This window comes from Exiguobacterium sp. USCH10 (genome assembly GCF_037619445.1).
GTDB classification, from domain to species: domain Bacteria; phylum Bacillota; class Bacilli; order Exiguobacteriales; family Exiguobacteriaceae; genus Exiguobacterium; species Exiguobacterium aestuarii_A.
Window position 1 is genome coordinate 27,831 of record NZ_JAQPZO010000014.1, and the last position, 25,699, is coordinate 53,529.

Here is a 25,699-nt window from a genome sequence, read left to right on the forward strand (position 1 = left end):
GGCTTTCGGGTATAATCATATCGTGTGCGCGCACACGAAAATCAAACATGCGGAAGGAGAATACCCAGTATGGCAAGAGAATTCTCCCTAAAGAATACTCGTAACATCGGAATCATGGCTCACATCGATGCCGGTAAAACGACAACAACTGAACGTATTCTTTATTACACAGGTCGTATCCACAAAATTGGTGAAACGCACGAAGGTGCTTCACAAATGGACTGGATGGAGCAGGAGCAAGAGCGTGGAATCACGATCACTTCAGCTGCGACAACTGCACAGTGGAATGGCCACCGTGTAAACATCATCGATACACCTGGACACGTAGACTTCACAGTAGAAGTTGAACGTTCACTCCGTGTACTTGATGGTGCTGTTGCTGTACTTGACGCTCAGTCAGGTGTAGAACCACAAACTGAAACTGTATGGCGTCAAGCGACGACATATGGTGTACCACGTGTCGTATTCGTCAACAAGATGGATAAAATCGGCGCAGACTTCTTGTACTCTGTGAAGACGCTCCACGATCGTCTTCAAGCGAACGCTTACGCGATCCAACTCCCAATCGGAGCAGAGGACGATTTCAAAGGAATCATCGATCTCGTTGAAATGAAGACTTACATGTACAACAACGACCTCGGTACTGACATCGAAGTAACAGATGGCTTCCCAGCTGACATGGCTGACCAAGCTGAAGAACTTCGCGGTCAATTGATCGAAGGTGTTGCTGACTTCAACGAAGAGTTGATGATGAAGTACCTTGAAGGTGAAGAGATTTCAATCGATGAATTGAAAGCTGCAATCCGTCAAGCGACACTTAGCGTTGAATTCTACCCTGTACTCGTTGGTTCTGCCTTCAAGAACAAAGGTGTTCAGCTCATGCTTAACGCCGTTGTTGATTACCTCCCATCACCAGTTGATGTTGAGTCAATCAAAGGGATCAACCTCGATACAGAAGAAGAAATCACGCGTGAGCCTTCTGACGAAGCTCCATTCTCAGCACTTGCGTTCAAAGTTATGACTGACCCTTACGTCGGTAAATTGACGTTCTTCCGCGTGTACTCTGGTACAGCTGAAGCGGGATCATACGTGAAGAACTCGACTAAAGGGAAGCGTGAGCGTCTCGGTCGTATCCTTCAAATGCACGCAAACAGCCGTGAAGAGATTCCAATGGTATACGCTGGTGACATCGCCGCTGCTGTTGGTTTCAAAGACACGACTACTGGTGACACGCTTTGCACAGAGAAAGATAACATCGTTCTCGAGTCAATGACGTTCCCAGAACCAGTTATCTCGGTTGCAATCGAGCCTAAATCGAAAGCAGACCAAGATAAGATGGGTCAAGCTCTTGCGAAACTCGCAGAAGAAGATCCAACATTCCGCACTGAAACAAACCCTGAGACTGGTCAAACGATCATCTCTGGTATGGGTGAGCTTCACCTTGATATCCTCGTTGACCGTATGCGTCGCGAATTCAAAGTAGAAGCTAACGTTGGTGCACCACAAGTTGCTTACCGTGAAACAATCCGTGGCGCTGCGAAGATCGATTCGAAATTCGTTCGTCAGTCTGGTGGACGCGGTCAGTACGGTCACGTTGTCGTAGAATTCGAGCCGAACGAAGAAGGCGCTGGATTCGAGTTCGAGAACAAGATCGTCGGTGGTGTTGTACCACGTGAATACGTCCCAGCTGTTCAAAACGGGATTGAAGAAGCTCTCGAAAACGGTATCCTCGCTGGTTACCCAGTAGTTGACGTTAAAGCTCGCCTCGTATTCGGATCGTACCACGATGTCGACTCGAACGAGATGGCGTTTAAAGTTGCTGCTTCGATGGCGGTTAAACAACTTAAGGACCAAGCGAAAGCTGTCATCCTTGAGCCAATGATGCGTGTTGAAGTTGTTATCCCTGAAGAATACATGGGTGACATCATGGGTGACGTAACGTCACGCCGTGGACGCGTAGAAGGTATGGAAGCTCGCGGTAACGCACAAGTCGTTAAAGCGATGATTCCACTTTCAGAAATGTTCGGTTACGCAACATCACTTCGTTCACGTACACAAGGACGTGGAACGTACTCGATGCACTTCGATCACTACGAAGAAGTACCGAAATCAATTGCTGAAGAAATCGTCAAAAAAGCGAACGGCTAATAACGGTTGTATCGCTAGATTGATTGTTGTAAGCTAAGGAGGACGTATGTTAAAAGTAACCTACGTCTTCCTAGTTAAATAAAAACTAATCGTTTAATAGAGGAGGAATCTAGAATGGGTAAAGAAAAATTCGACCGTTCTAAACCGCACGTTAACGTTGGTACAATCGGCCACGTCGACCACGGTAAAACAACTTTGACTGCAGCAATCTCTGCTGTACTTTCACGTGCACAAGGTAAAACAGCTACTAAGTTTGACCAAATCGATGGTGCTCCAGAAGAGCGCGAGCGCGGTATCACAATCGCAACAGCTCACATCGAGTACGAAACTGACAAGCGTCACTACGCACACGTTGACTGCCCAGGACACGCTGACTATGTTAAAAACATGATCACTGGTGCTGCTCAAATGGACGGCGCGATCCTCGTTGTATCTGCAACAGATGGCCCAATGCCACAAACACGTGAGCACATCCTTCTTTCACGTCAAGTAGGTGTTCCTTACATCGTAGTCTTCATGAACAAAGTTGACATGGTAGACGACGAAGAGCTCCTCGAACTCGTTGAAATGGAAATCCGTGAACTTCTTTCTGAATACGACTTCCCAGGCGACGACCTCCCTGTAATCAAAGGTTCTGCACTTGGCGCACTTAACGGTGAAGCTCAGTGGGAAGAAAAAGTTATGGAACTCATGAACGCTGTTGATGAGTACATCCCAGAACCAGTTCGTGACACAGACAAAGACTTCATGATGCCTGTTGAGGACGTATTCTCAATCACTGGTCGTGGTACTGTAGCGACTGGTCGTGTTGAGCGTGGTGTTCTCCGCGTCAACGACGAGATCGAAATCGTTGGTCTCACAGAAGAAACTAAGAAAACTGTATGTACTGGTGTAGAGATGTTCCGTAAGCTTCTTGACTATGCTGAAGCTGGCGACAACATCGGTGCACTTCTCCGTGGTGTATCACGTGACGACATCGAGCGTGGACAAGTACTTGCTAAGCCAGGTTCAATCACACCACACTCAAAATTCAAAGCATCAATCTACGTTCTTTCTAAAGAAGAGGGTGGCCGTCACACGCCATTCTTCGCGAACTACCGCCCGCAGTTCTACTTCCGTACAACTGACGTAACAGGTATCGTTCACCTTCCAGAAGGTACTGAAATGGTAATGCCAGGAGACAACATCGAGTTGACGATCGAATTGATTTCTACAATCGCGATCGAAGACGGTACACGTTTCTCTATCCGTGAGGGTGGCCGTACTGTAGGTGCTGGTTCAGTAACAGAAATCATCGAGTAATCGATTGATTCAACTGAACAACTTCAAGCAGTCCGCAATATGCGGGCTGCTTTTTTGTGTTTCTGGATGAGCGTGGTAAGATGAAGCATACGAGAAAGGAGTGAGGTCATGTTGAAACAATTAGAGACGATTTGTCGCTTGAATGGAATCGCATATCGTATCGGTGGTTCGCAACTGTTAAAGCATCATGGCATTGTCGACGAAACGAATGACATTGATGTTTTCGTAGAGCCCGATCAGTTTGAACGGTTAGACCAGATCTTGAGTCGTGCCGGAGAGAAACAATCGACTGAACCACATGAGGCATACTTGACGACTTACTTTGGGGAGTATGTTTTCGAGGGAACCGACGTGGATGTCATGTCCAGTTTTCGCATGAAGTGCACCGACGGCATCTATACACATCCTTATATAGAAGCAGAAGGGAACTGGATGCACCTCGAAGAATGGATTGTCCTTTATACAGTCATCGGTAGAGAGGATAAACTGACGCGTCTGGCTCGCTATTTTGAGACACACGATATAAATGAAGGAATTGTTCATGCATGTTTAAGAAGAGCCCCACAATCGGTCGTAGAAGGGGTAACGGAGCGATTTGGAGAGATGATGAAACGCTAGGTCGAGTTGACATGGGACTTCGTTTGAAAAATAGTTCAATAAAAGAATGAATTTTCTCTTGCAAAAGCTCGCGAATCTTGTTACATTAGGGAACGTTGAGCAACTCATCAGACAACCAGCAACTTCAAAAATCTAATCTTGCATTCCATGACCAGATTAGATATAATGATTAAGTGTTTGTGCGAGTGGTGAGAGACTTTACAGCAGAAAATGGGTCCAATCGTTGATTCGCAATGATCGGATGCCTCTGCTGACACAAGCACGCTGCGTTGAAGCGGGAGGTTATGACACGCCAGGCAGCATTGCCATGGCCGGTGTGGAAATTTCCGCGGAGAATTGTCTATTTTTAAAATAGGCGACAAAGGAGGGAAACAAACATGGCAAATGAAAAAATTCGTATTCGTTTAAAAGCATATGACCATCGCGTTCTCGATCAATCAGCTGAGAAGATCGTTGACACTGCGAAGCGTTCAGGTGCAAAGGTATCGGGTCCAATCCCGCTCCCAACTGAAAAATCGGTTTACACGATCCTTCGTGCGGTTCACAAGTACAAAGATGCTCGTGAGCAGTTCGAAATGCGTACACACAAACGCTTGATCGACATCGTAAACCCAACACCGAAAACAGTCGATTCGCTTATGCGTCTCGAGTTACCATCAGGTGTAGACATCGAAATCAAACTTTAATTCTTCATATAGTAGATACTAGCCAGAAGAGACAATTAATTATTTAACAGGAGGTGTATCTCATGGCTAAAGGAATCTTAGGAACAAAACTTGGTATGACTCAAATCTTCAACGAAGCAGGCGAAGTTGTACCGGTAACAGTAGTTGCTGTAGAAGGTAACGTCGTTCTTCAACTTAAAACAGTTGATACAGACGGTTACGAAGCAGTTCAACTTGGTTTCGGAGACATCAAAGAATCACGTCAAAACAAACCATCAAAAGGTCACGCTGCGAAAGCAAACGCGACACCTAAGCGCTTCATCAAAGAAGTTCGTACTTCAGTAGAAGGATACGAAATCGGTCAAGAGATTAAGGCAGACATTTTCGCTGCAGGTGAATTAGTAGACGTTACAGGTACATCGAAAGGTAAAGGATTCCAAGGTGCGATCAAGCGTCACGGACAATCACGTGGACCAATGGCTCACGGTTCGCGCTACCACCGTCGTCCTGGTTCGATGGGTCCTGTCGCTCCTAACCGCGTATTCAAAGGGAAACTTCTTCCTGGTCAAATGGGTGGAGAGCGTAAAACAATTCAAAACCTTGAAATCGTTAAAGTTGATGTGGAACGCGGCCTTCTCCTCGTGAAAGGTGCTATCCCAGGCGCTCGTAAATCGAACGTCATCATCAAATCAGCGGTCAAAGGTAACTAATTAACTGCACGGAAAGGAGGAATTACGAATGCCTAAAGTAGCTTTGCTTAACCAAACAGGTTCACAAGTTGGCGAAATCGAATTGGCAGAAGCCATCTTCGGAATCGAGCCAAACGAATCAGTACTTTACGACGCAATCGTCATGCAACAAGCATCACGCCGTCAAGGTACTCACGATACGAAAGGTCGCTCGGAAGTACGCGGTGGCGGCCGTAAACCATGGAAACAAAAGGGAACTGGTCGTGCGCGCCAAGGTTCTATCCGCTCACCACAATGGGTTGGTGGTGGTACAGTCTTCGGTCCAACACCACGTTCATACTCTTACAAACTTCCTAAGAAGGTTCGTCGTTTAGCACTTCTCTCGGCTCTTTCGTCGAAAGTACAAAACAACGAAATCATCGTCCTCGAAGGCCTTGCTTTCGATGCACCAAAAACAAAAGATATGGCTGCTGTACTCAACAGCTTATCAGTAGAACGTAAGGCTCTTGTAGTCACAGCGGACTACAATGAGACTATCGCTCTCGCAGCTCGTAACATCCCAGGAGTGACTGTGATCGACGCAGCAGGCGTAAACGTTCTTGACCTCGTTGCTAACGACAAAGTCATCTTCACTAAAGATGCGGTTGCGAAGGTAGAGGAGGTGCTTGCATAATGGCTCAAGCATACGATATCATCAAACGTCCGATCATCACTGAGCGTTCAGTTAGCCTCATGGAAGCTAACAAATACGTTTTCGAAATCGACGTAAAAGCGACTAAATCGCAAGTGAAACACGCTATCGAAACAATCTTCAATGTGAAAGTTGCTTCGGTAAACACAATGAACTACAAACCGAAAGCGAAACGTGTCGGTCGTCACGCTGGTTACACAGCTCGCCGTAAAAAAGCGATCGTAACTCTTGCAGAAGGCAACACAATCGACTTCCTCGGTTAATTAACTACCTTAGAAGAAAAGGAGGGAATCCTCGATGGCAATCAAAAAGTTTAAGCCGACCACTAACGGTCGTCGTAACATGACATCTCTCGACTTTGCAGAGATCACAACGAATCGCCCTGAAAAATCGTTAACTGAAAAGCTTTCGAAAAAAGGCGGACGTAACAACCAAGGTCGCTTGACTGTTCGTCACCAAGGTGGCGGTCACAAGCGTAAATACCGTATCATCGATTTCAAACGTAACAAAGATGGCGTTGCAGGACGCGTAGCAACGATCGAATACGATCCAAACCGTTCAGCAAACATCGCACTCATCAACTATGTAGATGGTGAGAAACGTTACATCCTCGCTCCTAAGGGCATCAAAGTAGGCATGGAAATCATGTCTGGTCCTGAAGCGGATATCAAAGTGGGGAACGCTCTTCCACTCGTAAACATCCCTGTCGGTACAACAATCCACAACATCGAGCTTAAGCCTGGTAAAGGCGGTCAGCTTGTTCGTGCGGCTGGTGCATCGGCACAAATCCAAGGACGTGACGGCAAGTACGTCATCGTTCGTCTTCAATCAGGTGAATCACGCTTGTTCCTCGGCACTTGCCGCGCGACAATCGGTTCAGTTGGTAACGAAGAACACGAACTCGTAAACATCGGTAAAGCAGGACGTTCACGTTGGTTAGGCAAACGCCCAACAGTACGTGGTTCTGTAATGAACCCGGTTGATCACCCACACGGTGGTGGTGAAGGTCGTGCGCCAATCGGTCGTTCGGGCCCACTTACTCCTTGGGGTAAACCAGCTCTTGGTCTTAAGACTCGTAAGAAAAACAAATCGAGCGACATGTACATCCTTCGTCGCCGTAAGAAATAATTACTACATGATTCTCGGGCGGTTCGAAAGGGCCGTTCCCGAATCATTCCAAAGGGAGGTTCTAACATGGGTCGCAGCTTAAAAAAAGGTCCATTCGCAGATCACCACTTGCTCGCTAAAGTTGACAAACTCAACGAATCTGGTGAGAAGCAAGTCATCAAAACTTGGTCACGTCGCTCGACGATCTTCCCAGAATTCATGGGTCACACGTTCGGTGTGCACGATGGTCGTAAACACGTACCAGTATTCGTGACAGAAGACATGGTTGGTCACAAACTTGGTGAATTCGCTCCAACACGCACGTACAAAGGTCACGGATCAGACAAGAAAACGAAACGGTAATTTGAGGGGAGGTCAAATCCATGCAAGCTAAAGCATCAGCTAATATGGTCCGTCTTGCTCCTCGCAAAGCACGTCTCGTTGTAGACTTAATTCGCGGGAAACAAGTCGGCGAAGCGCTCTCTGTCCTTGCTCACACGAACAAGGCAGCATCGCCAGTCGTTGAAAAAGTATTAAAATCAGCGATTGCTAACGCAGAGCACAACTACGATATGAACATTGAGAACCTCGTTGTAACAGAAGCTTACGTAAACGAAGGTCCAACACTCAAACGCTTCCGCCCACGTGCGATGGGTCGCGCAAGCCGTATTAACAAACGCACAAGCCACATCCACATCGTGGTAACTGAGAAATAAGGAGGGATATGTAGTGGGTCAAAAGGTAAATCCGCACGGTCTTCGCGTTGGTGTTATCAAAGACTGGGATTCGCGTTGGTACGCTGAGAAAGACTACGCTGATCTCCTTCATGAAGACTTCGTTATTCGTGAATACATCGAAAACAAAATGAAGGATGCTAGTGTTTCTAAAGTTGAAATCGAACGCGCTGCAAACCGCGTGAACATTTCGCTTCACACTGCGAAGCCAGGTATGGTAATCGGTAAAGGTGGTTCTGAAATCGAATCACTCCGTAAACACATTACAAAAATCGCTGACGGAAAACGCGTTCACATCAACGTTGTTGAAGTGAAAAACGCTGACGCTGTTGCGAAGCTTGTAGCAGAAAACATTGCTCGTCAATTGGAAGGTCGTGTATCATTCCGTCGTGCAATGAAACAATCAATTCAACGTTCGATGCGTACTGGCATCAAAGGGATCAAAACAGAAGTTTCTGGTCGTCTTGGTGGCGCTGATATCGCTCGTTCAGAGAAATACTCGGAAGGAACAGTTCCACTTCACACACTCCGTGCCGACATCGACTACGGAACAGCTGAAGCTGACACAACTTACGGTAAAATCGGCGTAAAAGTTTGGTTATACCACGGTGAAGTTCTTCCAACAAAAAACAACACAGCGAAAAACGCTGAATAATAAACACTCTTTCAGGAAGGAGGCAACACACTATGTTGTTACCTAAACGCGTGAAATATCGTCGTGTACACCGTGGTAAAATGCGCGGGAATGCTAAACGCGGCACAACTGTACACTTCGGTGAGTTCGGTCTCCAAGCTCTCGAAGCGAGCTGGATTACAAACCGTCAAATCGAATCAGCACGTATTGCAATGACACGTTATATGAAACGTGGTGGTAAAGTGTGGATCAAGATCTTCCCACACAAGCCGTACACTAAAAAGCCTCTCGAAGTCCGAATGGGTTCGGGTAAAGGTGCTCCAGAAGGCTGGGTAGCTGTAGTTAAGCCTGGCAAAGTAATGTTCGAAATCGCAGGTGTATCTGAGGAAGTGGCACGTGAGGCACTTCGTCTCGCATCGCACAAACTTCCAGTAAAATGTAAGTTCGTGAAACGTGAAGAAAATGGTGGTGATACGAATGAAAGCAACTGATCTCCGTCAATCAACAACTGAAGAGCTCAACGGTAAAGTGGGCGAGTGGAAAGAAGAACTCTTTAACCTTCGCTTCCAACTTGCTACAGGTCAGCTTGAGAATCCTGCTCGTATCCGTGAAGTACGCAAGTCGATTGCGCGTGCTAAAACGATTCTTCGTGAACGCGAACTCGGCATCAACAACGGCTAATTACATCGGATTCTTGAGAGGAGGTAACACTCATGGAACGCAACAACCGTAAAGTGTTCACTGGTCGCGTCGTGTCTGACAAAATGGACAAAACGATCGTCGTCGCAGTAGAAACAAAGGTTCGTCATAAACTTTATGGCAAACGTGTAAACTACACGAAGAAATATAAAGCACACGATGAGAACAACGTCGCTAAAGTGGGCGATATCGTTCGCATCGCGGAAACACGTCCTCTTTCTAAAGACAAACGTTTCCGTCTTGTAACAGTAGTAGAAGAATCAGTAATCATCTAATAACAGTTCGGATTTATTAAACATCCGGAGGGAGGTACACTCGCATGATTCAACAAGAATCTCGCTTGAAAGTAGCAGACAACTCTGGCGCGCGTGAACTGTTGACAATTAAGGTTCTCGGTGGTTCTGGTCGTAAGACTGCAAACATCGGTGACGTTATCGTCGCTACGGTAAAACAAGCAACACCAGGTGGCGTTGTTAAAAAAGGTGACGTTGTCAGAGCAGTTGTCGTTCGTACAAAACGCGGCGCTCGTCGTAAAGATGGTTCGTACATCCGTTTCGATGAGAACGCAGCAGTCATTATCAAAGATGACAAGAGCCCACGCGGCACACGGATCTTCGGGCCAGTTGCACGTGAACTTCGTGAAAAAGAATTCATGAAGATCGTTTCGTTGGCACCGGAAGTACTTTAATTTCCAATTTCAATCCTATAAGGAGGTGCGCAAACGATGCATGTTAAAAAAGGCGATACAGTCCAGGTAATGTCTGGTAAAGATAAAGGCAAGCAAGGGGTTATCCTCAAAGCTATGCCAAGCAAAAACCGCGTAGTGGTTGAAGGCGTAAACGTGATGAAAAAACACTCAAAACCTTCACAAGCGAATCCACAAGGCGGGATCCTTGAGATCGAAGCACCAATTCACGTCTCGAACGTAATGCCACTCGACCCTAAAACTGGCAAACCAACTCGTGTTGGTTTCAAAGTAGTCGATGGTAAAAAAGTTCGTGTCGCGAAATCGGGCGAATCACTCGATAAATAAGAAGAACGTGACGAAAGGAGGTCCATTCGACTATGAACCGTTTGCAAGAGAAGTATAAAAGCGACATCGTGAAAGCGATGATGGATAAATTCAACTATGACTCGGTCATGCAAGTACCGAAAATCGAAAAGATCGTCATCAACATGGGTGTAGGTGATGCTGTTTCGAACTCGAAAGCACTTGACATGGCAGTTGAAGAATTAACAATTCTTTCAGGTCAAAAACCACTCGTAACGAAAGCGAAGAAATCAATCGCTGGTTTCAAGCTTCGTGAAGGTATGCCAATCGGTGCGAAGGTTACACTTCGTGGCGAGCGTATGTACGATTTCCTCGACAAATTGGTAACTGTTTCACTTCCACGTGTACGTGACTTCCGCGGTGTATCGAAGAAAGCATTCGACGGACGCGGTAACTACACGCTTGGCGTGAAAGAGCAACTTATTTTCCCTGAGATCGATTACGATAAAGTATCTAAAGTACGCGGTATGGACATCGTTGTTGTTACAACAGCAAACACAGACGAAGAAGCACGTGAATTGCTCACACTTCTCGGTATGCCATTCCAAAAATAATCTAGAGGGAGGTCGACAACATGGCTAAAAAGTCAATGGTGAATCGCGAACTTAAACGCGAGAAACTCGTTGCCCAGTACGCTGAAAAGCGTGCGAAGTTGAAAGCTGAAGGCGATTATATCGGACTCAGCAAATTGCCACGTAACTCGTCACCTGTACGCTTGCACAACCGTTGCAGCATCACAGGTCGTCCGCATGGTTACATGGGTAAATTCGGGATCAGCCGTATCAAGTTCCGTGATCTTGCATACAAAGGTCAAATCCCTGGTGTTAAAAAAGCAAGCTGGTAATCCACTAACAGTGTGAAAGGAGGTACATCGCATGGTAATGACAGACCCTATTGCAGATATGCTTACACGTATCCGTAACGCTAACATGGTTCGCCATGAAAAAATGGAGCTTCCAGCTTCGAACATTAAACGTGAGATCGCTGAAATCCTTAAGCGTGAAGGTTTCATTCGCGATGTTGAATATATCGAGGACGCTAAACAAGGTACACTTCGTCTTTTCCTTAAATATGGAGCAAGCAACGAACGTGTAATCACTGGTCTCAAACGTATTTCGAAACCAGGTCTTCGCGTATACGCAAAAGCTGATGAAGTGCCTAAAGTACTCGGAGGACTCGGAATCGCAGTTCTTTCGACATCTAAAGGTCTTATGACTGATAAAGAAGCTCGCCAACAACAAGTCGGCGGCGAAGTGATCGCCTACATCTGGTAAGTCACTTTTCTAACAAGAACGGAGGTGTAATCAATGTCACGTATTGGTAAAAAACCAGTTACGATTCCTGCTGGCGTTACTGTAACAGTTGCTAATGACAACACGGTCACAGTAAAAGGTGCTAAAGGTGAACTTTCGCTTTCAGCTAACCCGGCATTGGAAATCAAAGTTGAAGAGAACGAATTGACGGTTGTTCGTCCAGACGAATCGAAAGAAAGCCGCACAATTCACGGTACGACACGTGCCCTTATTGCCAACATGGTACAAGGTGTGTCGAACGGATTCCAAAAAACACTTGAGATCTCGGGGGTTGGTTACCGTGCTACGAAGCAAGGTAACAAACTCGTCCTCAACCTCGGCTACTCGCACCCAATCGAGTACGTTGCTGAGGAAGGTATCGAAATCGAAGTTCCTTCAAACACGCAAATCATCGTAAAAGGGATTAACAAAGAGCGCGTCGGTCACGTTGCTGCTCAAATCCGCTCGTACCGTGCTCCAGAACCTTACAAAGGTAAAGGTGTTCGTTACTCTGATGAACGTATTCGCCGTAAAGAAGGTAAGACTGGTAAGTAATTCGTCACGAAATGAACGGAAAGGAGTGGCATAAATGATCACAAAGGCAGATAAAAATGCAGTTCGTAAAAAACGTCATGCTCGCGTACGTCGTACGATCTCGGGGACAGCAGCTCGTCCACGTTTGAACGTATTCCGTTCGAGCAAGCACATTTACGTTCAACTTATCGATGACGCAGCACAAACAACGCTTGTGTCTGCATCTTCGAAAGATAAAGCTCTCGATCTTACAAATGGCGGTAACGTTGAAGCAGCGAAAGCTGTTGGTAAACTTGCTGCAGAACGTGCACTCGAGAAAGGTATCGACACAGTTGTGTTCGACCGTGGTGGATACCTCTATCATGGCCGCGTCAAAGCTGTTGCAGAAGCAGCTCGTGAAGCAGGTCTTAAATTCTAATAAAAAGGAGGGGACACTCGATGCGCCAGTTAGACGTTAACATGGAACAACTTGAAGAACGCGTTGTTACCGTAAACCGCGTCGCGAAAGTCGTAAAAGGTGGCCGCCGCTTCCGTTTTGCTGCTCTCGTAGTCGTAGGTGACAAAAATGGTCACGTCGGTTTCGGTACAGGTAAGGCACAAGAGGTGCCAGAAGCGATTCGCAAGGCTATTGAAGCCGCTAAGAAAAACATGGTACAAGTACCTATGGTTGGTACAACAATTCCACACGAAATCACAGGAGTATTCGGAGCAGGTCGTGTATTCATGAAACCAGCTTCTGAAGGTACTGGGGTTATCGCTGGTGGTCCAGTTCGTGCGGTGCTCGAACTTGCAGGTGTAGGTGACATCCTTTCGAAATCGTTAGGTTCAAACACACCGATCAACATCGTCCGTGCGACGGTACAGGGCTTGACTGAGCTCAAAAAAGCAGAGGAAGTTGCTAAACTACGTGGTAAAAGCGTAGAAGAACTTCTTAACTAAGGGAGGGAACTAGACATGGCGAAACTCGCAATCACCCTCACACGCAGCACAATTGGTCGTCCGGAAGGTCAGCGTGTTACTGTACGTACACTCGGTCTTCGCAAAATGCATCAAACGGTCGTTGTCCCAGACAACGTCGCGATGCGCGGTATGATCAATAAAGTGTCGCACCTTGTGACTGTAAAAGAAATCAACGAATAATAAAGATTTTAATAAATAAGGAGGTGCCACTATGAAACTCCATGAATTGAAGCCAACTCCAGGTTCACGTCACGAACGTAACCGTGTCGGTCGCGGTATGGCGACTGGTAACGGTAAAACTTCTGGCCGTGGACACAAAGGTCAAAAAGCTCGTTCGGGCGGTGGCGTTCGTCCAGGATTCGAAGGTGGACAAAACCCACTTTACCGTCGTCTTCCAAAACGCGGTTTCAACAACCCAACTCGTAAAGAGTACGCGGTTGTTTCCCTAGACACGCTTAACCGTTTCGAAGCAGGTACTGAAGTTACTCCAGAACTCTTAATCGAGACTGGTGTAGTCAGCTCTGCTAAAGACGGAATCAAGGTCCTTGCTAACGGCAAGCTTGAAACTAAATTGACTGTAAAAGCCAACAAGTTCTCGGGTGCAGCGAAAGAAGCAATCGAAGCAGCTGGCGGTACAGTTGAGGTGATCTGATGTTTCAGACGATCTCCAATATGTGGCGCGTGAAAGATATTCGACAGCGTATTCTCTTCACACTCGCAATCATCATCATTTTCCGCATCGGGGCTCATATCCCGGTGCCGATGGTGAATACGGATGTGTTGCGTTTTGACTCAGGAGGTCTTCTTGACTTCTTGAACTTGTTTGGAGGAAATGCTTTACAGAACTTCTCCTTGTTCGCAATGGGGATCATGCCGTACATTACGGCATCGATCGTTGTGCAACTTTTACAAATGGACGTCGTTCCAAAGTTTGCCGAATGGGCAAAACAAGGAGAGGCGGGCCGTAAAAAGTTAGCGACGGTCACGCGCTATGGGACGATCATCTTAGGCTTTGTCCAAGCGACTTCGTTGTCGTTTGGATTTAACCGCCTCTACCCAGGTCTCGTCAATGAAACATGGGGAACGGCAACTTACTTTGTGATCGCGATTGTACTCACTGCGGGTACAGCGTTCTTGATGTTCCTTGGTGAGATGACAACGGAGAAAGGTGTTGGGAATGGTATTTCCATCATTATCTTCGCTGGTATCGTCGCTGGGTTCCCAAGAATCTTTACGCAGATTTATGAAACAAAACTCCAAAACGCTGGAGATGCATTGTTCATTAACATCGTTTACTTGGTTGTATTGGCCCTTGTCATTTTGGCTGTGACGGTTGGAATCATTTATGTTCAACAAGCGGCACGCAAAATTCCAATCCAATATGCAAAACGCACGGCAAACCGTACCCCAGTGGGCGGTCAGTCGACGCACTTGCCGATCAAGCTAAACGCTGCAGGTGTTATCCCGGTGATCTTCGCGATTTCCTTCATGGTAACACCACCAACTGTTGCAAGCTTCATTGCTTCTCCAGAGACAACGCAAAAATTACAGACGTACTTTGACACGACGGCGCCAATCGGAATGTCGATTTACGTTGCGTTAATCATTGCGTTCTCTTACTTCTATACATTTGTTCAGGTCAACCCAGAGCAGATGGCAGAAAACCTGCAGAAGCAAGGTGGTTATATTCCTGGGATTCGTCCTGGGGCGCAAACAGAACAGTACATCACGAAGTTGCTGTATCGATTGACTTTCTTCGGAGCGATTTTCTTATCGCTCGTGGCGATCATGCCGACAATCTTCATTAAGCTTGCCGGTCTTCCAACTTCCGTTCAAATCGGAGGAACGAGCTTATTGATCGTCATCGGGGTAGCCCTCGAAACGATGAAACAAATCGAGAGTCAACTTGTAAAACGACACTATAAAGGCTTTATCCGTTAAAGCGGAAGGAAGGGTTGACCCTTCCTTCCTGTCGTGTTTACAAGCCCTTCGTGAAAATCAAAACTGGAGGCTAACCGAGATGAATCTAGTACTCATGGGCTTACCGGGTGCTGGGAAAGGGACTCAAGCTGCTAAAATCGTAGAAGAGTACCAAATCCCTCACATTTCGACAGGCGACATGTTTCGTGCGGCAATCAAAGGCGGAACGCCACTCGGTAAAGAAGCCAAGTCGTTCATGGATAAAGGCGAACTCGTACCGGATGAGGTAACAATCGGAATCGTACGCGAACGTCTTAGCCAAGATGACACTGAAAAAGGTTTCTTACTTGATGGATTCCCGCGTACTGTTGCTCAAGCAGAGGCACTCGAAAGTTTGCTTAAAGATTTGGGGAAACAGATTGACCACGTCGTCAACATCGATGTGGATGCGGAAATTCTCGTTCCACGTTTGACAGGTCGTTGGATCTGCCCAACATGTGGTGCGACATATCACGTGATCTTCAACCCACCAAAAGTGGAAGGCATCTGTGATGTGGATGGGTCGGCTCTCATGCAACGTGAAGACGATAAAGAGGAAACGGTTCGCCGTCGCCTTGACGTCAACATCGAGCAATCGAAACCACTCATTGACTTTTACGCTGAAAAAGGGTATCTTCGTACATTGGATGGAGATCGTCCAATCGATGTCGTATATGCCGATGTCAAAGCATTACTCGGTGATACTGAATGATCATCACGAAGACGCCTCGTGAAATTGCGATTATGCGTGAGGCTGGGCAAATTGTTGCTCGAACGCACCAGGTGCTCAAACAGCACATAAAACCAGGAATCACGACGCTTGAGCTCGACCAGATTGCGGAAGATTACATTCGCAGCCAAGGTGCGACGCCATCGTTTAAAGGCTATAACGGTTTTACCGGTAGTGTTTGCGCTTCGGTGAATGAAGAGCTTGTTCATGGCATTCCAGGAAAACGGGTATTGAACGATGGAGATATTATCTCAATCGACATCGGTGCCTACTATAATGGATACCATGGAGATTCCGCTTGGACTTATCCAGTGGGAACAATCTCAGAAGAGACACAGCGGCTACTTGACGTAACCGAAGAAAGTCTGTATAAAGGATTGGAGCACGCCAAGGCTGGAGGGCGATTGACAGATATTTCACATGCGATTCAAGCATATGTTGAATCACACGATTTTTCTGTCGTCCGCGAATACGTCGGTCATGGTGTTGGACAAAATTTGCATGAAGAACCGCAAATTCCACACTATGGTCCACCGGGGAAAGGGCCGCGCCTGAAGACTGGGATGACGTTAGCTATTGAACCAATGGTTAATGCTGGTCAACGCTATGTTCGAACACTGGCTGATAACTGGACAGTTGTCACAGTGGACGGTAGCATGTGCGCCCACTTTGAGCACACCATCGCCATCACAGACGATGGATACGAGATTTTAACGAAACTCGATTCCGGTGAATGAGGCTCTATTGTTTCATACTGATCCATTCTGGATCCTTCTCTCACAGTAGATGGCAATAGATCGTCTGTGCTCCTAAAGATCTTCATATAGAAAGGGGAATAAATGATGGCGAAACAAGATGTCATTGAAGTGGAAGGCACTGTTGTCGAACCACTTCCGAACGCAATGTTTAAAGTGGAGTTAGAAAACGGCCACACGGTGCTCGCGCACGTCTCAGGGAAAATTCGGATGCACTACATTCGGATCCTTCCAGGTGACCGCGTAACTGTTGAGTTGTCTCCATACGACTTGACTCGCGGGCGGATTACGTACCGTTATAAGTAACTCCGATTTTTCCAGGAGGAGGGTATACTCATGAAAGTAAGACCGTCGGTAAAACCGATTTGCGAAAAATGTAAAGTTATTCGCCGTAAGGGTAAAGTAATGGTAATTTGCGAAAACCCGAAACACAAACAAAAACAAGGTTAATTTCAGAGGAGGTGCACACATGGCACGTATTGCTGGTGTAGATATTCCACGCGAAAAACGTATCGTTATTTCGCTCACATACATCTATGGTATTGGTAAAACAAAAGCACAAGAAATTTTGAAGGCTGCTAACGTTTCTGAAGAGACACGCACACGCGACCTTACTGAAGATGAACTCAACCGTATCCGTGAAGCAATTGACGGAATCAAAGTTGAAGGTGACCTTCGTCGTGAAGTTTCACTTAACATCAAACGTTTGATCGAGATCGGCGCATACCGCGGTATCCGTCATCGCCGTAGTCTCCCTGTTCGCGGTCAAAACACGAAGAACAACTCGCGTACTCGTAAAGGCCCACGCCGTACAGTAGCGAACAAGAAGAAGTAAAGGAGGGAATTGAACAATGGCGAAACGTAAGCAAAACGTACGTTCTAAACGTAAAGTTAAAAAACATGTTGAAGTCGGTGTGGTACACATCCGTTCTACATTCAACAACACAATCATTACAATCACTGACACGCAAGGTAACGCGATCTCATGGGCTACTTCTGGTAACCTTGGATTTAAAGGATCACGTAAATCGACTCCGTTCGCAGCACAAATGGCTGCTGAAACTGCAGCGAAAGTTGCAATGGACAACGGTATGCGTACAGTAGAAGTTAACGTTAAAGGTCCTGGTGCTGGACGTGAAGCGGCTATCCGTGCGCTCCAAGCTACTGGTCTCGAAGTTACTGCAATCCGTGACGTAACTCCAGTTCCGCACAACGGTTGCCGCCCTCCGAAACGTCGCCGCGTATAATCGCTTGAACGTGTGAGGGGTTTACCTAGCACGACAGCTTATACTTTAGCAGTTCAAACTGCACGGCAGGATATACTCAAGGAGGGGTTCAGATGATCGAGATTGAAAAACCAAAGATCGAAACGGTCGAAATCAGCGAGGACGCTACGTTTGGTAAATTCGTAGTAGAACCGCTTGAACGTGGATATGGCACTACTCTCGGTAACTCACTACGTCGAATTCTATTGTCATCGCTCCCAGGTGCAGCGGTAACAGCGGTTCAAATCGATGGCGTGCTTCACGAGTTCTCTACGATTGACGGTGTCGTCGAAGACGTTACTCAAATCGTACTAAACCTCAAGAAGTTAGCACTCAAAGTGTACTCGGAAGAAGAGAAAACGCTTGAGATTAACGTTTCAAGTGCCGGTGCTGTCACTGCGGCAGACATTACCCATGATAGCGACGTTGAAATCTTGAATCCTGAGCTCCACATCGCGACTCTCGCTGACAATGCGACGCTTCGCATGCGTTTGACTGCTCGCCGTGGTCGTGGTTACGTCCAGGCAGAAGATAACAAACGTGATGATATGCCGATTGGGGTCATTCCAATCGATTCGATCTATACACCGATTCAACGCGTGAACTACGAAGTAGATAAAACACGTGTCGGTCAAGACGCTAGCTTTGATAAGCTTTTATTAGACGTGTGGACAGATGGTTCAATTCGTCCGGAAGAAGCTGTATCATTAGGAGCGAAAATTTTGACTGAACACTTGAACATCTTCGTTGGTTTGACAGATGAGGCTCTCAACGCAGAAATCATGGTCGAGAAAGAAGAAGACCAAAAAGAAAAAGTACTCGAAATGACGATTGAAGAACTCGATCTCTCAGTTCGTTCGTACAACTGCTTGAAGCGCGCTGGCATCAACACTGTTCAAGAACTCGCAAACAAATCAGAGGAAGAGATGATGAAAGTTCGTAACCTCGGACGTAAATCACTCGAAGAAGTTCAACACAAGTTGGACGAACTCGGTTTGGGCTTGCGTAAAGAAGACTAAGTTCAACCGAAGGAGGGAAATGTAATGGCTTATTCGAAACTTGGCCGTACAAGCTCGCAACGCAAGGCGCTTTTGCGTGATCTTGCAACTGACCTAATCATCAACGAGCGCATTCAAACAACTGAACAAAAAGCGAAAGAACTTCGCCCAGTCGTTGAAAAATTGATCACTCTTGGGAAACGTGGCGATCTTCATGCCCGTCGTCAAGTAGCTTCATTCGTTCGTAAGGAGAACGCTGGAGAAAAAGACGCAATCCAAAAATTGTTCGAAGACGTGGCTCCACGCTACGCTGAACGTCAAGGTGGATACACGCGCATCATGAAAGTCGGCCCACGCCGCGGTGATGGTGCAGAAGTTGTAATCATCGAACTCGTCTAATTCATTAGGCAGTCAACAGGGCATGCGGTGACGTATTGCCCTGTTTCCACATCAGAAAGGAGTCGACCTATGGAATCGCAAATTATGGTACGGGACGTCGTATTTCATTACCCTGGACAGTCTGAGCCGGCACTTAACGGCCTGTCGCTCGATGTATATAAAGGGGAATGGCTTGCGATTGTCGGCCATAATGGTTCTGGTAAGTCGACACTGACGAAGTTGTGGAACGGACTTCTTATTCCTGAACAGGGGGAAGTCCGCGTCGAGACACTCGATCCATCGAACGCCGCAGACGTGTGGGACGTTCGAACTCGGATCGGGGTCGTCTTTCAAAATCCCGACAATCAATTTGTCGGGGCGACCGTGCGCGATGATGTGGCATTTTCTCTCGAAAACATGGGACTTCCACGTCAAGAAATGGTTCGTCGAATTGATGACAGTCTAGCGCGCGTTGGATTATCGGAACTAGCGGACCGTGAACCGCATCAGTTATCCGGTGGACAAAAGCAGCGCGTTGCGATAGCTGCGGCTCTCGCAATGCGCCCGCGTGTCCTCGTGCTCGATGAAGCGACCTCGATGCTCGACCCAATTGGGCGACAAGAGGTATTACAAACGGTAAGACAACTCGTCTCAGAAGGGATGACCGTTGTCGCCATTACACACGAGCTCGACGAAGTGTTGTTTGCCGACCGTATCATTGCATTATCGAAAGGTAAGATTGCGATGACCGGTACACCTGAAGACGTGTTTCAACATCCCGATCAGCTTCGTGACATTCAATTGGATGTCCCGTTCATTGTCCGGATGCAACTCGAACTGAAGGCACGTGGCATTCCACTCGATCGTCTGATGCTACAACATTCGGAGTTGGTGAACCATCTATGCCGATACGCATTGAAGAAGTAACATATCAATATCAAATGAATACTCCGTTTGAACGAACCGCGCTGCGCGATGTGAATGTAACCATTCCGTCGGGAGCGCTTGTTGCGTTTCTTGGGCATACGGGCTCGGGGAAATCAACGCTCGTTCAACATATGAACGGCTTATTACGACCGACTGATGGACGTGTCGTGGTCGATGACATCACGGTCACACCGATTCGCTCGCGTCGGGATAAAAAACAAAATCTCTTGCCGCTTCGGCGTCGCGTTGGGCTCGTCTTTCAATATCCTGAGCACCAATTGTTTGAAGAGACGGTCGAACGCGACGTCATGTTCGGTCCGCGCAATTTTGGCGCGACAGATGCCGAAGCAAAAGAGCGTGCCCATGAGGCACTTCGTCTCGTCGGTTTGGATGAATCACTATGGGACCGTTCCCCATTCGACCTTTCCGGGGGACAAATGCGTCGCGTCGCGATTGCGGGCGTCTTAGCGAGCCGCCCCGACGTCCTCATCGTCGACGAACCGACAGCGGGTCTCGATCCGATTGGCAGACGAGATATGCTGGCATTATTTAAACGATTACGAGAAGAGCTGAATCTGACGCTGATTCTCGTTTCTCACGATATGGATGACGTGCTCACTTACGCGGAACGCGCCGTCGTGATGGAGCGTGGACAGGTAGCGTTCGATGGCGATCCGTTTGAGTTGTTTCAGGATGAAGCTCTCGTACGTCGTCTCCAACTTGATATCCCGCACGTTCTCCGATTCGCCCGTGATCTAGCGCCGGCTTTTGGGGAAACGGTCACTCCACTCGTACGAACGGAGGCCGAATTAGCGGATTGGATCGCAGAGCACTTGAGAGGGGGAGCCATATGATTATTGGTCAATATATACCGGGTCATTCCTGGCTCCATTCACTCGATGCCCGTGCGAAGACACTCTTTATTTTAGGATTTATCCCGGTCGTGTTTTTAGCGGATAACTTATGGACGAACTTGTTTCTACTAGCGTTCACGTTATTTGCGGTGAAACTATCACAACTATCGTGGCGTTATTTATGGAATGGGTTACGGATGATTCTCTTCTTGATCGTCTTCACGTTGATCTTGCAGTTATTATTTAATCGTGACGGGACACTCCTTTTTGAATTTGGTCCGATTGCCATTTACTCAGAAGGGATTCGGATGGGACTGATTGTCTCGCTCCGGTTCTTCTATCTCGTCATGTTAACGACTCTCGTCACGTTGACGACGACACCGATGGAATTGACCGACTCGATTGAAGCGGGTCTTCGACCGTTTGAGCGGATTCGTGTACCGGCACACGAGATTGCCTTGATGTTATCCATCTCGCTTCGCTTCTTACCGACCCTTGCAGATGAGACAGATCGAATCATGAAAGCCCAGCAAGCACGAGGGGTTGATTTGATGAGTGGTCCATGGAAGTCTCGTTTAAAAGGAGTCATCCCTTTATTGATTCCATTGTTCATCTCGGCGTTTAAGCGCGCTGAGGACCTCGCTACGGCGATGGAGGCTCGTGGGTATCGCGGGGGTGAAGGACGGACGAGGTTGCGTGAGATGGAGTGGCAGACGCGTGATACAGCAGTACTGCTGATCTTTGTCGCGTTAACACTCATATTGTTCGGATTGAGAGGGATTGGATGAGACGGATTAAACTGACAGTTGCCTATGACGGGACACACTACGCGGGATATCAAGTACAGCCAAATGGGAACACGATTCAAGCGGAGATTGAGGCAGTTCTCACACGAATGCATCGCCATCCCGTCAAAATTGTCGCCTCAGGTCGTACAGACGCTCGTGTCCATGCCTTAGGACAAGTGATTCATTTTGACACTTCGTTACAGATGCCGGCGGAGCGGTTTGTCAAAGCGTTGAACGCGATGTTGCCCGACGACATCCTCGTCAAACAAGCAGAAGAAGCGGATGCTGGGTTCCATGCTCGATATGGGGCGAAGCGAAAAGAGTATCGCTATCATATCCGTAAGACCGAGGATCCATTCAGAAGGCACTATGCTGCCACGGTGACGTATGACCTTAGCCTTGATCGAATGCGTGAGGCGATGGAGCGGCTAGTCGGCACCCACGACTTTACATCGTTCTCTGTGACAAAGGCGGAAGTCGAGGACCGCGTCCGTACCATCTTTGAAGCAGAAGTGCTCGAAATAGGGGATGAGATCGTATTCCGTTTCGTCGGTTCTGGTTTCTTATATAATCAAGTACGTATCATGGTAGGGACGGTCATTGAGGTAGGGAGAGGCAAGTATGAGCCGGCTGACATCACCGAAATGCTGGAAGCGAAAGACCGCCGTATGGCGGGGATTACCGCGCCCCCACACGGTTTATATTTATGGAATGTGAATTATGAAAAAGTAGATTGACATTCCCTCTATAAAATCGTATTATATTCATTGGCATTTCATTTTCACATTTAGAGATGAACCACAATCTTAGCCCCGTAAACTAGGATTATGATAAAGCATCAAAAAAATTAAGTGAACAGACATTTTAGGAGGTATTCCACATGCGCACAACATTCATGGCTAAAGCATCTGAAGTAGAACGCAAATGGCTCCTTATCGACGCAGAAGGCAAAACACTCGGTCGTTTGACTAGTGAAGTAGCATCACTTCTTCGCGGTAAGCACAAGCCGACTTTCACACCACACGTTGATTGCGGAGACCACGTCATCATCATCAACGCTGAGAAAATCAAATTGACTGGTAACAAATTGAATGACAAGATCTACTACCGTCATTCAGGTCATCCAGGCGGTTTGAAATCACAAACTGCAAAAGAGCTTCTCGCAAAACGTCCAGAGCGTATGCTTGAACTCGCGATCAAAGGGATGCTTCCAAAAGGATCACTCGGTCGTCAACAATTCAACAAACTCCACGTTTACGCTGGAACTGAACACAAGCATGAAGCACAAAAACCAGAAGTTTACGAACTTCGCGGTTAATCGAGACACAGGGAGGAACTAAACGATGGCAGATGTACGTTACTACGGAACAGGCCGCCGCAAACACTCGGTGGCTCGCGTTCACCTCGTTGCAGGTGACGGTAAAGTTGTTGTAAATGGCCGCGATATCTCAGAATACTTCGGTCATGAGACTTTGATCATGATGGCTAAATCACCACTCGTATTGACTGAAACAGAAGGTAAATACGATGTAATCGTTAACGTTAACGGTGGTGGATACACTGGACAAGCTGGAGCGATTCGCCACGGCGTATCACGTGCGCTTCTTCAAGCGGACCCAGAATTCCGTCCAAGCCTCAAAGAAAAAGGCTTCTTAACTCGTGACGCTCGTATGAAAGAACGTAAAAAATACGGTCTTAAAGCAGCACGTCGCGCACCACAATTCTCGAAGCGTTAATCTTCGCGAAGTGGTTCGAACTCTCCATCCTTTCGGGTGGAGAGTTTTTTGTTTGAATTAGTCGATTCCAAAGCCGTCAAGAAAACGCTTTTTTTGATATACTGATATCGAAACAGTTATAAGGGGGAAGCGATATGCTTACAGTAGAGCAAGTACGCGAGGAATTGGCGGGGCTCGTTGATCCAACGATCAACCGAACGCTTGGAGATACAGCGGGAGTCAAAGACATCCGCATTAAAGAAGATTACGTCAGTGTGAAAGTGGCACTCGGACAAACAGGGAGCGGGGAACAGCTTCAGTTACAACAAGAGATCGTCACATTGCTCAAGGGGAAAGGCTTTAAGACGGTCGGGCTTCGCTTTGAAGCATTGAACGATGAAAGTTTGAAGGAGGCAACAAAGCCAGCAATCCTTCGCGAGAATTCAGGAACGACATTTATCGCTATCGCTTCAGGTAAAGGTGGCGTAGGGAAGTCGACAGTATCCGTCAACTTAGCGGTTGCGCTTGCACGTGCTGGGAAGAAAGTTGGATTGATTGACGCGGACATTTACGGTTTCAGCGTTCCAGATATGCTCGGAATCGAAGAACGTCCAGTCGTTCGTGGAGAAAAAATCATTCCAGTTGAGCGATTTGGTGTAAAAGTCATCTCGATGGGCTTCTTCGTTGAAGATAATGCACCTGTTATCTGGCGCGGACCGATGCTTGGGAAGATGCTCAACAACTTCTTTAATGACGTGGAGTGGGGAGACCTTGACTATCTATTGCTCGACTTACCACCAGGAACAGGAGATGTCGCGCTCGATATCCACTCTATGCTCCCATCATGTCAAGAGTTGATTGTGACGACACCTCATGCTACAGCTGCCTTCGTTGCTGCCCGTGCAGGAGCAATGGCGATTAAAACGAACCATAAAGTGTTAGGCATCATTGAGAACATGGCTTACTTCGAAAGTAAGGTCACAGGCGAGAAAGAATATGTATTTGGGTATGGTGGTGGAGAAAAACTCTCAGAAGCACTGAAGAGTAAACTCCTCGCTCAAATTCCACTCGGTCAACCGTATGACAACGAAGAAGACTTTGCACCATCTGTGTATCGTGATGGGCATCCGTTTGAGCATACGTATGATGAGTTGGCGCAAGCAGTCATTCAACAAATAGAAGGGTGAATCGGTGAGAGATGAAAGTACAAGGTTTTTTACGTTTGTTTTGGACAACGCTCGTTTTTGGGACGTTGTTTGGGTTCCTGATGAATTTATTGGCGAACCCGGGTTATTTGGTCAGTCAGTCCTGGGAGGCAATTGTCACGGCACTCAGTTACTCGAGTACATGGACCGGGATCAGCATGATGGGCTTCTTCGCCTATTTAATCATCCACCGAGTCGGTCTCGACTTGTTTAGAGGACCACGTCTATGGAATCGTGTTCAAGTATTGCTGATTGCTTTTGCAATCTTTGATGCCGTTTATTTACGAATGCTCGCATTTGGGAACGATCATATGTGGCGTTATATCGGTGAGATGGCTGTGCTATTAATTGTCGCTTGGGTAGTTGCTGCAAGTAAGGCGAAACAAACGAATATGAGTGCTTTCATTCCGACACTCTTCTTGATGACGGTGATTACGTTAATCGAATGGATTCCAGCGCTTCAAACAACTGATGAAATCCCATTACTTTGGCCAGCACTCGCGACACTCGTGTTTGCGAACGCCTATCAAGTATTGATGCTTCATCGTTTCCAACAGACTGGACAAGTGGCAGAGCCGACTTCACCAGAAACAGCAAAGAAGAAAACAAAAAAGCAGATGTCTTCTAAGTCATCTTAACGATCGAGCGGTCGTGGATTACTCCTTGTCAGGGGTTGATCCACGACTGTTTTTTTCTTTTAGTGATGTTAATAGAAAAAAATAAAGTTTTTTTAGAAAAATAGTTGACGGTTTTGTAGGATGCTGATATATTAATAAACGTCGCTGATGTTGTTCACGAAACGATAATCAGGAAGCGAAAAAAATAATAAAAAGTAGTTGACTTTCACAAGTCAAATCGCTATTATTAAAAAGTCGCTAACACGACAACGATTGGTCTTTGAAAACTGAACGATGAGGCAAAAATAAGTTTTACAATTTTTGAATGAAGCGCAAGCTTCGTCAATTTAAGAGCTATATCAAATTCTTTGGAGAGTTTGATCC

The 25,699-nt window shown here is 46.9% G+C and carries 41 protein-coding genes; all 41 read left to right on the forward strand.

The window, feature by feature from the left end; genetic code table 11:
• Positions 1 to 69 precede the first annotated feature (69 nt).
• The 41 genes from fusA (at position 70) to PQI28_RS14830 (ending at position 25,336) form a co-directional block, all read left to right on the forward strand.
• Positions 70 to 2,148, forward strand: coding sequence for an elongation factor G (fusA, locus tag PQI28_RS14630; RefSeq protein WP_214697122.1), 2,079 nt, complete (start codon positions 70 to 72; stop codon positions 2,146 to 2,148).
• Positions 2,149 to 2,262: 114 nt separating this feature from the next.
• Complete coding sequence (tuf, locus tag PQI28_RS14635; protein ID WP_214697124.1) at positions 2,263 to 3,450, forward strand: elongation factor Tu; 1,188 nt, start codon at positions 2,263 to 2,265, stop codon at positions 3,448 to 3,450.
• Between the two features lie 108 nt (positions 3,451 to 3,558).
• Positions 3,559 to 4,068, forward strand: coding sequence for a hypothetical protein (locus PQI28_RS14640; protein ID WP_214786176.1), 510 nt, complete (start codon positions 3,559 to 3,561; stop codon positions 4,066 to 4,068).
• A 377-nt stretch (positions 4,069 to 4,445) separates the two neighbouring features.
• Positions 4,446 to 4,754, forward strand: coding sequence for a 30S ribosomal protein S10 (gene rpsJ / locus PQI28_RS14645; protein ID WP_074032438.1), 309 nt, complete (start codon positions 4,446 to 4,448; stop codon positions 4,752 to 4,754).
• A gap of 62 nt (positions 4,755 to 4,816) precedes the next feature.
• Positions 4,817 to 5,443, forward strand: coding sequence for a 50S ribosomal protein L3 (gene rplC / locus PQI28_RS14650; RefSeq protein ID WP_074032441.1), 627 nt, complete (start codon positions 4,817 to 4,819; stop codon positions 5,441 to 5,443).
• A gap of 28 nt (positions 5,444 to 5,471) precedes the next feature.
• A complete protein-coding gene (rplD, locus tag PQI28_RS14655; protein ID WP_012727676.1) occupies positions 5,472 to 6,095 on the forward strand; it encodes a 50S ribosomal protein L4 in 624 nt (207 codons plus the stop codon).
• Positions 6,095 to 6,376: a 50S ribosomal protein L23 gene (gene rplW / locus PQI28_RS14660; protein WP_026824834.1), complete on the forward strand. Its 282-nt coding sequence runs from the start codon at positions 6,095 to 6,097 to the stop codon at positions 6,374 to 6,376. The genes rplD and rplW overlap by 1 nt, the downstream gene beginning before the upstream one ends.
• 34 nt (positions 6,377 to 6,410) lie before the next feature.
• Positions 6,411 to 7,241 carry a 50S ribosomal protein L2 gene (rplB, locus tag PQI28_RS14665; RefSeq protein ID WP_012727674.1) on the forward strand — a complete coding sequence of 277 codons (831 nt, stop codon included), beginning with the start codon at positions 6,411 to 6,413 and terminating at the stop codon, positions 7,239 to 7,241.
• A 66-nt stretch (positions 7,242 to 7,307) separates the two neighbouring features.
• A complete protein-coding gene (gene rpsS, locus PQI28_RS14670; protein ID WP_012727673.1) occupies positions 7,308 to 7,583 on the forward strand; it encodes a 30S ribosomal protein S19 in 276 nt (91 codons plus the stop codon).
• Positions 7,584 to 7,603: 20 nt separating this feature from the next.
• Positions 7,604 to 7,936 (forward strand): 50S ribosomal protein L22, encoded by a 333-nt coding sequence (gene rplV, locus PQI28_RS14675; protein WP_012727672.1) that lies wholly within the window; start codon positions 7,604 to 7,606, stop codon positions 7,934 to 7,936.
• A gap of 13 nt (positions 7,937 to 7,949) precedes the next feature.
• Positions 7,950 to 8,609, forward strand: a complete 660-nt coding sequence (rpsC, locus tag PQI28_RS14680; protein WP_012727671.1) for a 30S ribosomal protein S3 — start codon at positions 7,950 to 7,952, stop codon at positions 8,607 to 8,609.
• A gap of 32 nt (positions 8,610 to 8,641) precedes the next feature.
• Positions 8,642 to 9,079, forward strand: a complete 438-nt coding sequence (gene rplP / locus PQI28_RS14685) for a 50S ribosomal protein L16 (protein WP_012727670.1) — start codon at positions 8,642 to 8,644, stop codon at positions 9,077 to 9,079.
• Positions 9,066 to 9,269 (forward strand): 50S ribosomal protein L29, encoded by a 204-nt coding sequence (rpmC, locus tag PQI28_RS14690; protein WP_012727669.1) that lies wholly within the window; start codon positions 9,066 to 9,068, stop codon positions 9,267 to 9,269. Before rplP ends, rpmC begins: the two co-directional genes overlap by 14 nt.
• A 32-nt stretch (positions 9,270 to 9,301) precedes the next feature.
• Positions 9,302 to 9,562, forward strand: coding sequence for a 30S ribosomal protein S17 (gene rpsQ, locus PQI28_RS14695; RefSeq protein ID WP_012727668.1), 261 nt, complete (start codon positions 9,302 to 9,304; stop codon positions 9,560 to 9,562).
• A 44-nt stretch (positions 9,563 to 9,606) separates the two neighbouring features.
• Entirely contained in the window at positions 9,607 to 9,975 is a 369-nt protein-coding gene (gene rplN, locus PQI28_RS14700; protein WP_026824839.1) for a 50S ribosomal protein L14, read from the forward strand.
• Positions 9,976 to 10,011: 36 nt separating this feature from the next.
• On the forward strand, positions 10,012 to 10,320 hold the full coding sequence (gene rplX, locus PQI28_RS14705) for a 50S ribosomal protein L24 (RefSeq protein ID WP_074032448.1): 309 nt from the start codon (positions 10,012 to 10,014) through the stop codon (positions 10,318 to 10,320).
• 32 nt (positions 10,321 to 10,352) lie between these two features.
• A complete protein-coding gene (gene rplE / locus PQI28_RS14710; protein WP_012727665.1) occupies positions 10,353 to 10,892 on the forward strand; it encodes a 50S ribosomal protein L5 in 540 nt (179 codons plus the stop codon).
• 20 nt (positions 10,893 to 10,912) lie between these two features.
• The gene (rpsN, locus tag PQI28_RS14715; RefSeq protein ID WP_012727664.1) at positions 10,913 to 11,182 is read left to right on the forward strand and encodes a 30S ribosomal protein S14; all 270 of its coding nucleotides are present in this window, start codon (positions 10,913 to 10,915) and stop codon (positions 11,180 to 11,182) included.
• A gap of 31 nt (positions 11,183 to 11,213) precedes the next feature.
• Positions 11,214 to 11,612, forward strand: coding sequence for a 30S ribosomal protein S8 (gene rpsH, locus PQI28_RS14720; protein WP_012727663.1), 399 nt, complete (start codon positions 11,214 to 11,216; stop codon positions 11,610 to 11,612).
• Between the two features lie 33 nt (positions 11,613 to 11,645).
• Positions 11,646 to 12,185: a 50S ribosomal protein L6 gene (gene rplF / locus PQI28_RS14725; RefSeq protein ID WP_012727662.1), complete on the forward strand. Its 540-nt coding sequence runs from the start codon at positions 11,646 to 11,648 to the stop codon at positions 12,183 to 12,185.
• Between the two features lie 34 nt (positions 12,186 to 12,219).
• Positions 12,220 to 12,582, forward strand: coding sequence for a 50S ribosomal protein L18 (gene rplR, locus PQI28_RS14730; RefSeq protein WP_074032453.1), 363 nt, complete (start codon positions 12,220 to 12,222; stop codon positions 12,580 to 12,582).
• Positions 12,583 to 12,602: 20 nt separating this feature from the next.
• Positions 12,603 to 13,103 carry a 30S ribosomal protein S5 gene (gene rpsE / locus PQI28_RS14735; RefSeq protein WP_012727660.1) on the forward strand — a complete coding sequence of 167 codons (501 nt, stop codon included), beginning with the start codon at positions 12,603 to 12,605 and terminating at the stop codon, positions 13,101 to 13,103.
• 15 nt (positions 13,104 to 13,118) lie between these two features.
• On the forward strand, positions 13,119 to 13,304 hold the full coding sequence (rpmD, locus tag PQI28_RS14740) for a 50S ribosomal protein L30 (RefSeq protein WP_012727659.1): 186 nt from the start codon (positions 13,119 to 13,121) through the stop codon (positions 13,302 to 13,304).
• 31 nt (positions 13,305 to 13,335) lie between these two features.
• Complete coding sequence (gene rplO, locus PQI28_RS14745; RefSeq protein ID WP_012727658.1) at positions 13,336 to 13,776, forward strand: 50S ribosomal protein L15; 441 nt, start codon at positions 13,336 to 13,338, stop codon at positions 13,774 to 13,776.
• Entirely contained in the window at positions 13,776 to 15,065 is a 1,290-nt protein-coding gene (secY, locus tag PQI28_RS14750) for a preprotein translocase subunit SecY (RefSeq protein ID WP_214697130.1), read from the forward strand. Before rplO ends, secY begins: the two co-directional genes overlap by 1 nt.
• Before the next feature lie 79 nt (positions 15,066 to 15,144).
• Entirely contained in the window at positions 15,145 to 15,795 is a 651-nt protein-coding gene (locus tag PQI28_RS14755) for an adenylate kinase (protein WP_012727656.1), read from the forward strand.
• Entirely contained in the window at positions 15,792 to 16,550 is a 759-nt protein-coding gene (map, locus tag PQI28_RS14760; protein WP_214749789.1) for a type I methionyl aminopeptidase, read from the forward strand. The genes PQI28_RS14755 and map overlap by 4 nt, the downstream gene beginning before the upstream one ends.
• 105 nt (positions 16,551 to 16,655) lie before the next feature.
• Entirely contained in the window at positions 16,656 to 16,874 is a 219-nt protein-coding gene (gene infA, locus PQI28_RS14765; protein WP_021066622.1) for a translation initiation factor IF-1, read from the forward strand.
• Positions 16,875 to 16,904: 30 nt separating this feature from the next.
• Entirely contained in the window at positions 16,905 to 17,018 is a 114-nt protein-coding gene (gene rpmJ / locus PQI28_RS14770; RefSeq protein WP_003156543.1) for a 50S ribosomal protein L36, read from the forward strand.
• A gap of 19 nt (positions 17,019 to 17,037) precedes the next feature.
• Positions 17,038 to 17,403 carry a 30S ribosomal protein S13 gene (gene rpsM / locus PQI28_RS14775; protein WP_012727653.1) on the forward strand — a complete coding sequence of 122 codons (366 nt, stop codon included), beginning with the start codon at positions 17,038 to 17,040 and terminating at the stop codon, positions 17,401 to 17,403.
• Positions 17,404 to 17,419: 16 nt separating this feature from the next.
• Positions 17,420 to 17,815, forward strand: a complete 396-nt coding sequence (gene rpsK / locus PQI28_RS14780; protein ID WP_012727652.1) for a 30S ribosomal protein S11 — start codon at positions 17,420 to 17,422, stop codon at positions 17,813 to 17,815.
• 92 nt (positions 17,816 to 17,907) lie between these two features.
• Complete coding sequence (locus PQI28_RS14785) at positions 17,908 to 18,852, forward strand: DNA-directed RNA polymerase subunit alpha (protein WP_012727651.1); 945 nt, start codon at positions 17,908 to 17,910, stop codon at positions 18,850 to 18,852.
• Between the two features lie 24 nt (positions 18,853 to 18,876).
• Entirely contained in the window at positions 18,877 to 19,230 is a 354-nt protein-coding gene (gene rplQ / locus PQI28_RS14790) for a 50S ribosomal protein L17 (protein ID WP_012727650.1), read from the forward strand.
• 69 nt (positions 19,231 to 19,299) lie between these two features.
• A complete protein-coding gene (locus PQI28_RS14795) occupies positions 19,300 to 20,136 on the forward strand; it encodes an energy-coupling factor transporter ATPase (protein WP_074032463.1) in 837 nt (278 codons plus the stop codon).
• Entirely contained in the window at positions 20,112 to 20,990 is an 879-nt protein-coding gene (locus PQI28_RS14800) for an energy-coupling factor transporter ATPase (protein WP_339963756.1), read from the forward strand. Before PQI28_RS14795 ends, PQI28_RS14800 begins: the two co-directional genes overlap by 25 nt.
• Positions 20,987 to 21,778, forward strand: coding sequence for an energy-coupling factor transporter transmembrane component T family protein (locus PQI28_RS14805; RefSeq protein ID WP_214876983.1), 792 nt, complete (start codon positions 20,987 to 20,989; stop codon positions 21,776 to 21,778). Before PQI28_RS14800 ends, PQI28_RS14805 begins: the two co-directional genes overlap by 4 nt.
• Positions 21,775 to 22,515 (forward strand): tRNA pseudouridine(38-40) synthase TruA, encoded by a 741-nt coding sequence (truA, locus tag PQI28_RS14810; RefSeq protein ID WP_339963757.1) that lies wholly within the window; start codon positions 21,775 to 21,777, stop codon positions 22,513 to 22,515. The genes PQI28_RS14805 and truA overlap by 4 nt, the downstream gene beginning before the upstream one ends.
• Positions 22,516 to 22,658: 143 nt before the next feature.
• The gene (gene rplM, locus PQI28_RS14815) at positions 22,659 to 23,096 is read left to right on the forward strand and encodes a 50S ribosomal protein L13 (RefSeq protein WP_026824852.1); all 438 of its coding nucleotides are present in this window, start codon (positions 22,659 to 22,661) and stop codon (positions 23,094 to 23,096) included.
• Between the two features lie 25 nt (positions 23,097 to 23,121).
• The gene (gene rpsI / locus PQI28_RS14820; RefSeq protein ID WP_012727644.1) at positions 23,122 to 23,514 is read left to right on the forward strand and encodes a 30S ribosomal protein S9; all 393 of its coding nucleotides are present in this window, start codon (positions 23,122 to 23,124) and stop codon (positions 23,512 to 23,514) included.
• A gap of 134 nt (positions 23,515 to 23,648) precedes the next feature.
• A complete protein-coding gene (locus PQI28_RS14825; protein ID WP_074032486.1) occupies positions 23,649 to 24,680 on the forward strand; it encodes a P-loop NTPase in 1,032 nt (343 codons plus the stop codon).
• A gap of 11 nt (positions 24,681 to 24,691) precedes the next feature.
• Positions 24,692 to 25,336 (forward strand): KinB-signaling pathway activation protein, encoded by a 645-nt coding sequence (locus tag PQI28_RS14830; protein ID WP_214786164.1) that lies wholly within the window; start codon positions 24,692 to 24,694, stop codon positions 25,334 to 25,336.
• Positions 25,337 to 25,699 lie beyond the last annotated feature (363 nt).

Coding starts and splice junctions, on each gene's coding strand:
- fusA (WP_214697122.1), top strand. CDS start 70: ATGGCAAGAGAATTCTCCCTAAAGAATACTCGTAACATCGGAATCATG.
- tuf (WP_214697124.1), top strand. CDS start 2,263: ATGGGTAAAGAAAAATTCGACCGTTCTAAACCGCACGTTAACGTTGGT.
- PQI28_RS14640 (WP_214786176.1), top strand. CDS start 3,559: ATGTTGAAACAATTAGAGACGATTTGTCGCTTGAATGGAATCGCATAT.
- rpsJ (WP_074032438.1), top strand. CDS start 4,446: ATGGCAAATGAAAAAATTCGTATTCGTTTAAAAGCATATGACCATCGC.
- rplC (WP_074032441.1), top strand. CDS start 4,817: ATGGCTAAAGGAATCTTAGGAACAAAACTTGGTATGACTCAAATCTTC.
- rplD (WP_012727676.1), top strand. CDS start 5,472: ATGCCTAAAGTAGCTTTGCTTAACCAAACAGGTTCACAAGTTGGCGAA.
- rplW (WP_026824834.1), top strand. CDS start 6,095: ATGGCTCAAGCATACGATATCATCAAACGTCCGATCATCACTGAGCGT.
- rplB (WP_012727674.1), top strand. CDS start 6,411: ATGGCAATCAAAAAGTTTAAGCCGACCACTAACGGTCGTCGTAACATG.
- rpsS (WP_012727673.1), top strand. CDS start 7,308: ATGGGTCGCAGCTTAAAAAAAGGTCCATTCGCAGATCACCACTTGCTC.
- rplV (WP_012727672.1), top strand. CDS start 7,604: ATGCAAGCTAAAGCATCAGCTAATATGGTCCGTCTTGCTCCTCGCAAA.
- rplP (WP_012727670.1), top strand. CDS start 8,642: ATGTTGTTACCTAAACGCGTGAAATATCGTCGTGTACACCGTGGTAAA.
- rpmC (WP_012727669.1), top strand. CDS start 9,066: ATGAAAGCAACTGATCTCCGTCAATCAACAACTGAAGAGCTCAACGGT.
- rpsQ (WP_012727668.1), top strand. CDS start 9,302: ATGGAACGCAACAACCGTAAAGTGTTCACTGGTCGCGTCGTGTCTGAC.
- rplN (WP_026824839.1), top strand. CDS start 9,607: ATGATTCAACAAGAATCTCGCTTGAAAGTAGCAGACAACTCTGGCGCG.
- rplX (WP_074032448.1), top strand. CDS start 10,012: ATGCATGTTAAAAAAGGCGATACAGTCCAGGTAATGTCTGGTAAAGAT.
- rplE (WP_012727665.1), top strand. CDS start 10,353: ATGAACCGTTTGCAAGAGAAGTATAAAAGCGACATCGTGAAAGCGATG.
- rpsN (WP_012727664.1), top strand. CDS start 10,913: ATGGCTAAAAAGTCAATGGTGAATCGCGAACTTAAACGCGAGAAACTC.
- rpsH (WP_012727663.1), top strand. CDS start 11,214: ATGGTAATGACAGACCCTATTGCAGATATGCTTACACGTATCCGTAAC.
- rplF (WP_012727662.1), top strand. CDS start 11,646: ATGTCACGTATTGGTAAAAAACCAGTTACGATTCCTGCTGGCGTTACT.
- rplR (WP_074032453.1), top strand. CDS start 12,220: ATGATCACAAAGGCAGATAAAAATGCAGTTCGTAAAAAACGTCATGCT.
- rpsE (WP_012727660.1), top strand. CDS start 12,603: ATGCGCCAGTTAGACGTTAACATGGAACAACTTGAAGAACGCGTTGTT.
- rpmD (WP_012727659.1), top strand. CDS start 13,119: ATGGCGAAACTCGCAATCACCCTCACACGCAGCACAATTGGTCGTCCG.
- rplO (WP_012727658.1), top strand. CDS start 13,336: ATGAAACTCCATGAATTGAAGCCAACTCCAGGTTCACGTCACGAACGT.
- secY (WP_214697130.1), top strand. CDS start 13,776: ATGTTTCAGACGATCTCCAATATGTGGCGCGTGAAAGATATTCGACAG.
- PQI28_RS14755 (WP_012727656.1), top strand. CDS start 15,145: ATGAATCTAGTACTCATGGGCTTACCGGGTGCTGGGAAAGGGACTCAA.
- map (WP_214749789.1), top strand. CDS start 15,792: ATGATCATCACGAAGACGCCTCGTGAAATTGCGATTATGCGTGAGGCT.
- infA (WP_021066622.1), top strand. CDS start 16,656: ATGGCGAAACAAGATGTCATTGAAGTGGAAGGCACTGTTGTCGAACCA.
- rpmJ (WP_003156543.1), top strand. CDS start 16,905: ATGAAAGTAAGACCGTCGGTAAAACCGATTTGCGAAAAATGTAAAGTT.
- rpsM (WP_012727653.1), top strand. CDS start 17,038: ATGGCACGTATTGCTGGTGTAGATATTCCACGCGAAAAACGTATCGTT.
- rpsK (WP_012727652.1), top strand. CDS start 17,420: ATGGCGAAACGTAAGCAAAACGTACGTTCTAAACGTAAAGTTAAAAAA.
- PQI28_RS14785 (WP_012727651.1), top strand. CDS start 17,908: ATGATCGAGATTGAAAAACCAAAGATCGAAACGGTCGAAATCAGCGAG.
- rplQ (WP_012727650.1), top strand. CDS start 18,877: ATGGCTTATTCGAAACTTGGCCGTACAAGCTCGCAACGCAAGGCGCTT.
- PQI28_RS14795 (WP_074032463.1), top strand. CDS start 19,300: ATGGAATCGCAAATTATGGTACGGGACGTCGTATTTCATTACCCTGGA.
- PQI28_RS14800 (WP_339963756.1), top strand. CDS start 20,112: ATGCCGATACGCATTGAAGAAGTAACATATCAATATCAAATGAATACT.
- PQI28_RS14805 (WP_214876983.1), top strand. CDS start 20,987: ATGATTATTGGTCAATATATACCGGGTCATTCCTGGCTCCATTCACTC.
- truA (WP_339963757.1), top strand. CDS start 21,775: ATGAGACGGATTAAACTGACAGTTGCCTATGACGGGACACACTACGCG.
- rplM (WP_026824852.1), top strand. CDS start 22,659: ATGCGCACAACATTCATGGCTAAAGCATCTGAAGTAGAACGCAAATGG.
- rpsI (WP_012727644.1), top strand. CDS start 23,122: ATGGCAGATGTACGTTACTACGGAACAGGCCGCCGCAAACACTCGGTG.
- PQI28_RS14825 (WP_074032486.1), top strand. CDS start 23,649: ATGCTTACAGTAGAGCAAGTACGCGAGGAATTGGCGGGGCTCGTTGAT.
- PQI28_RS14830 (WP_214786164.1), top strand. CDS start 24,692: ATGAAAGTACAAGGTTTTTTACGTTTGTTTTGGACAACGCTCGTTTTT.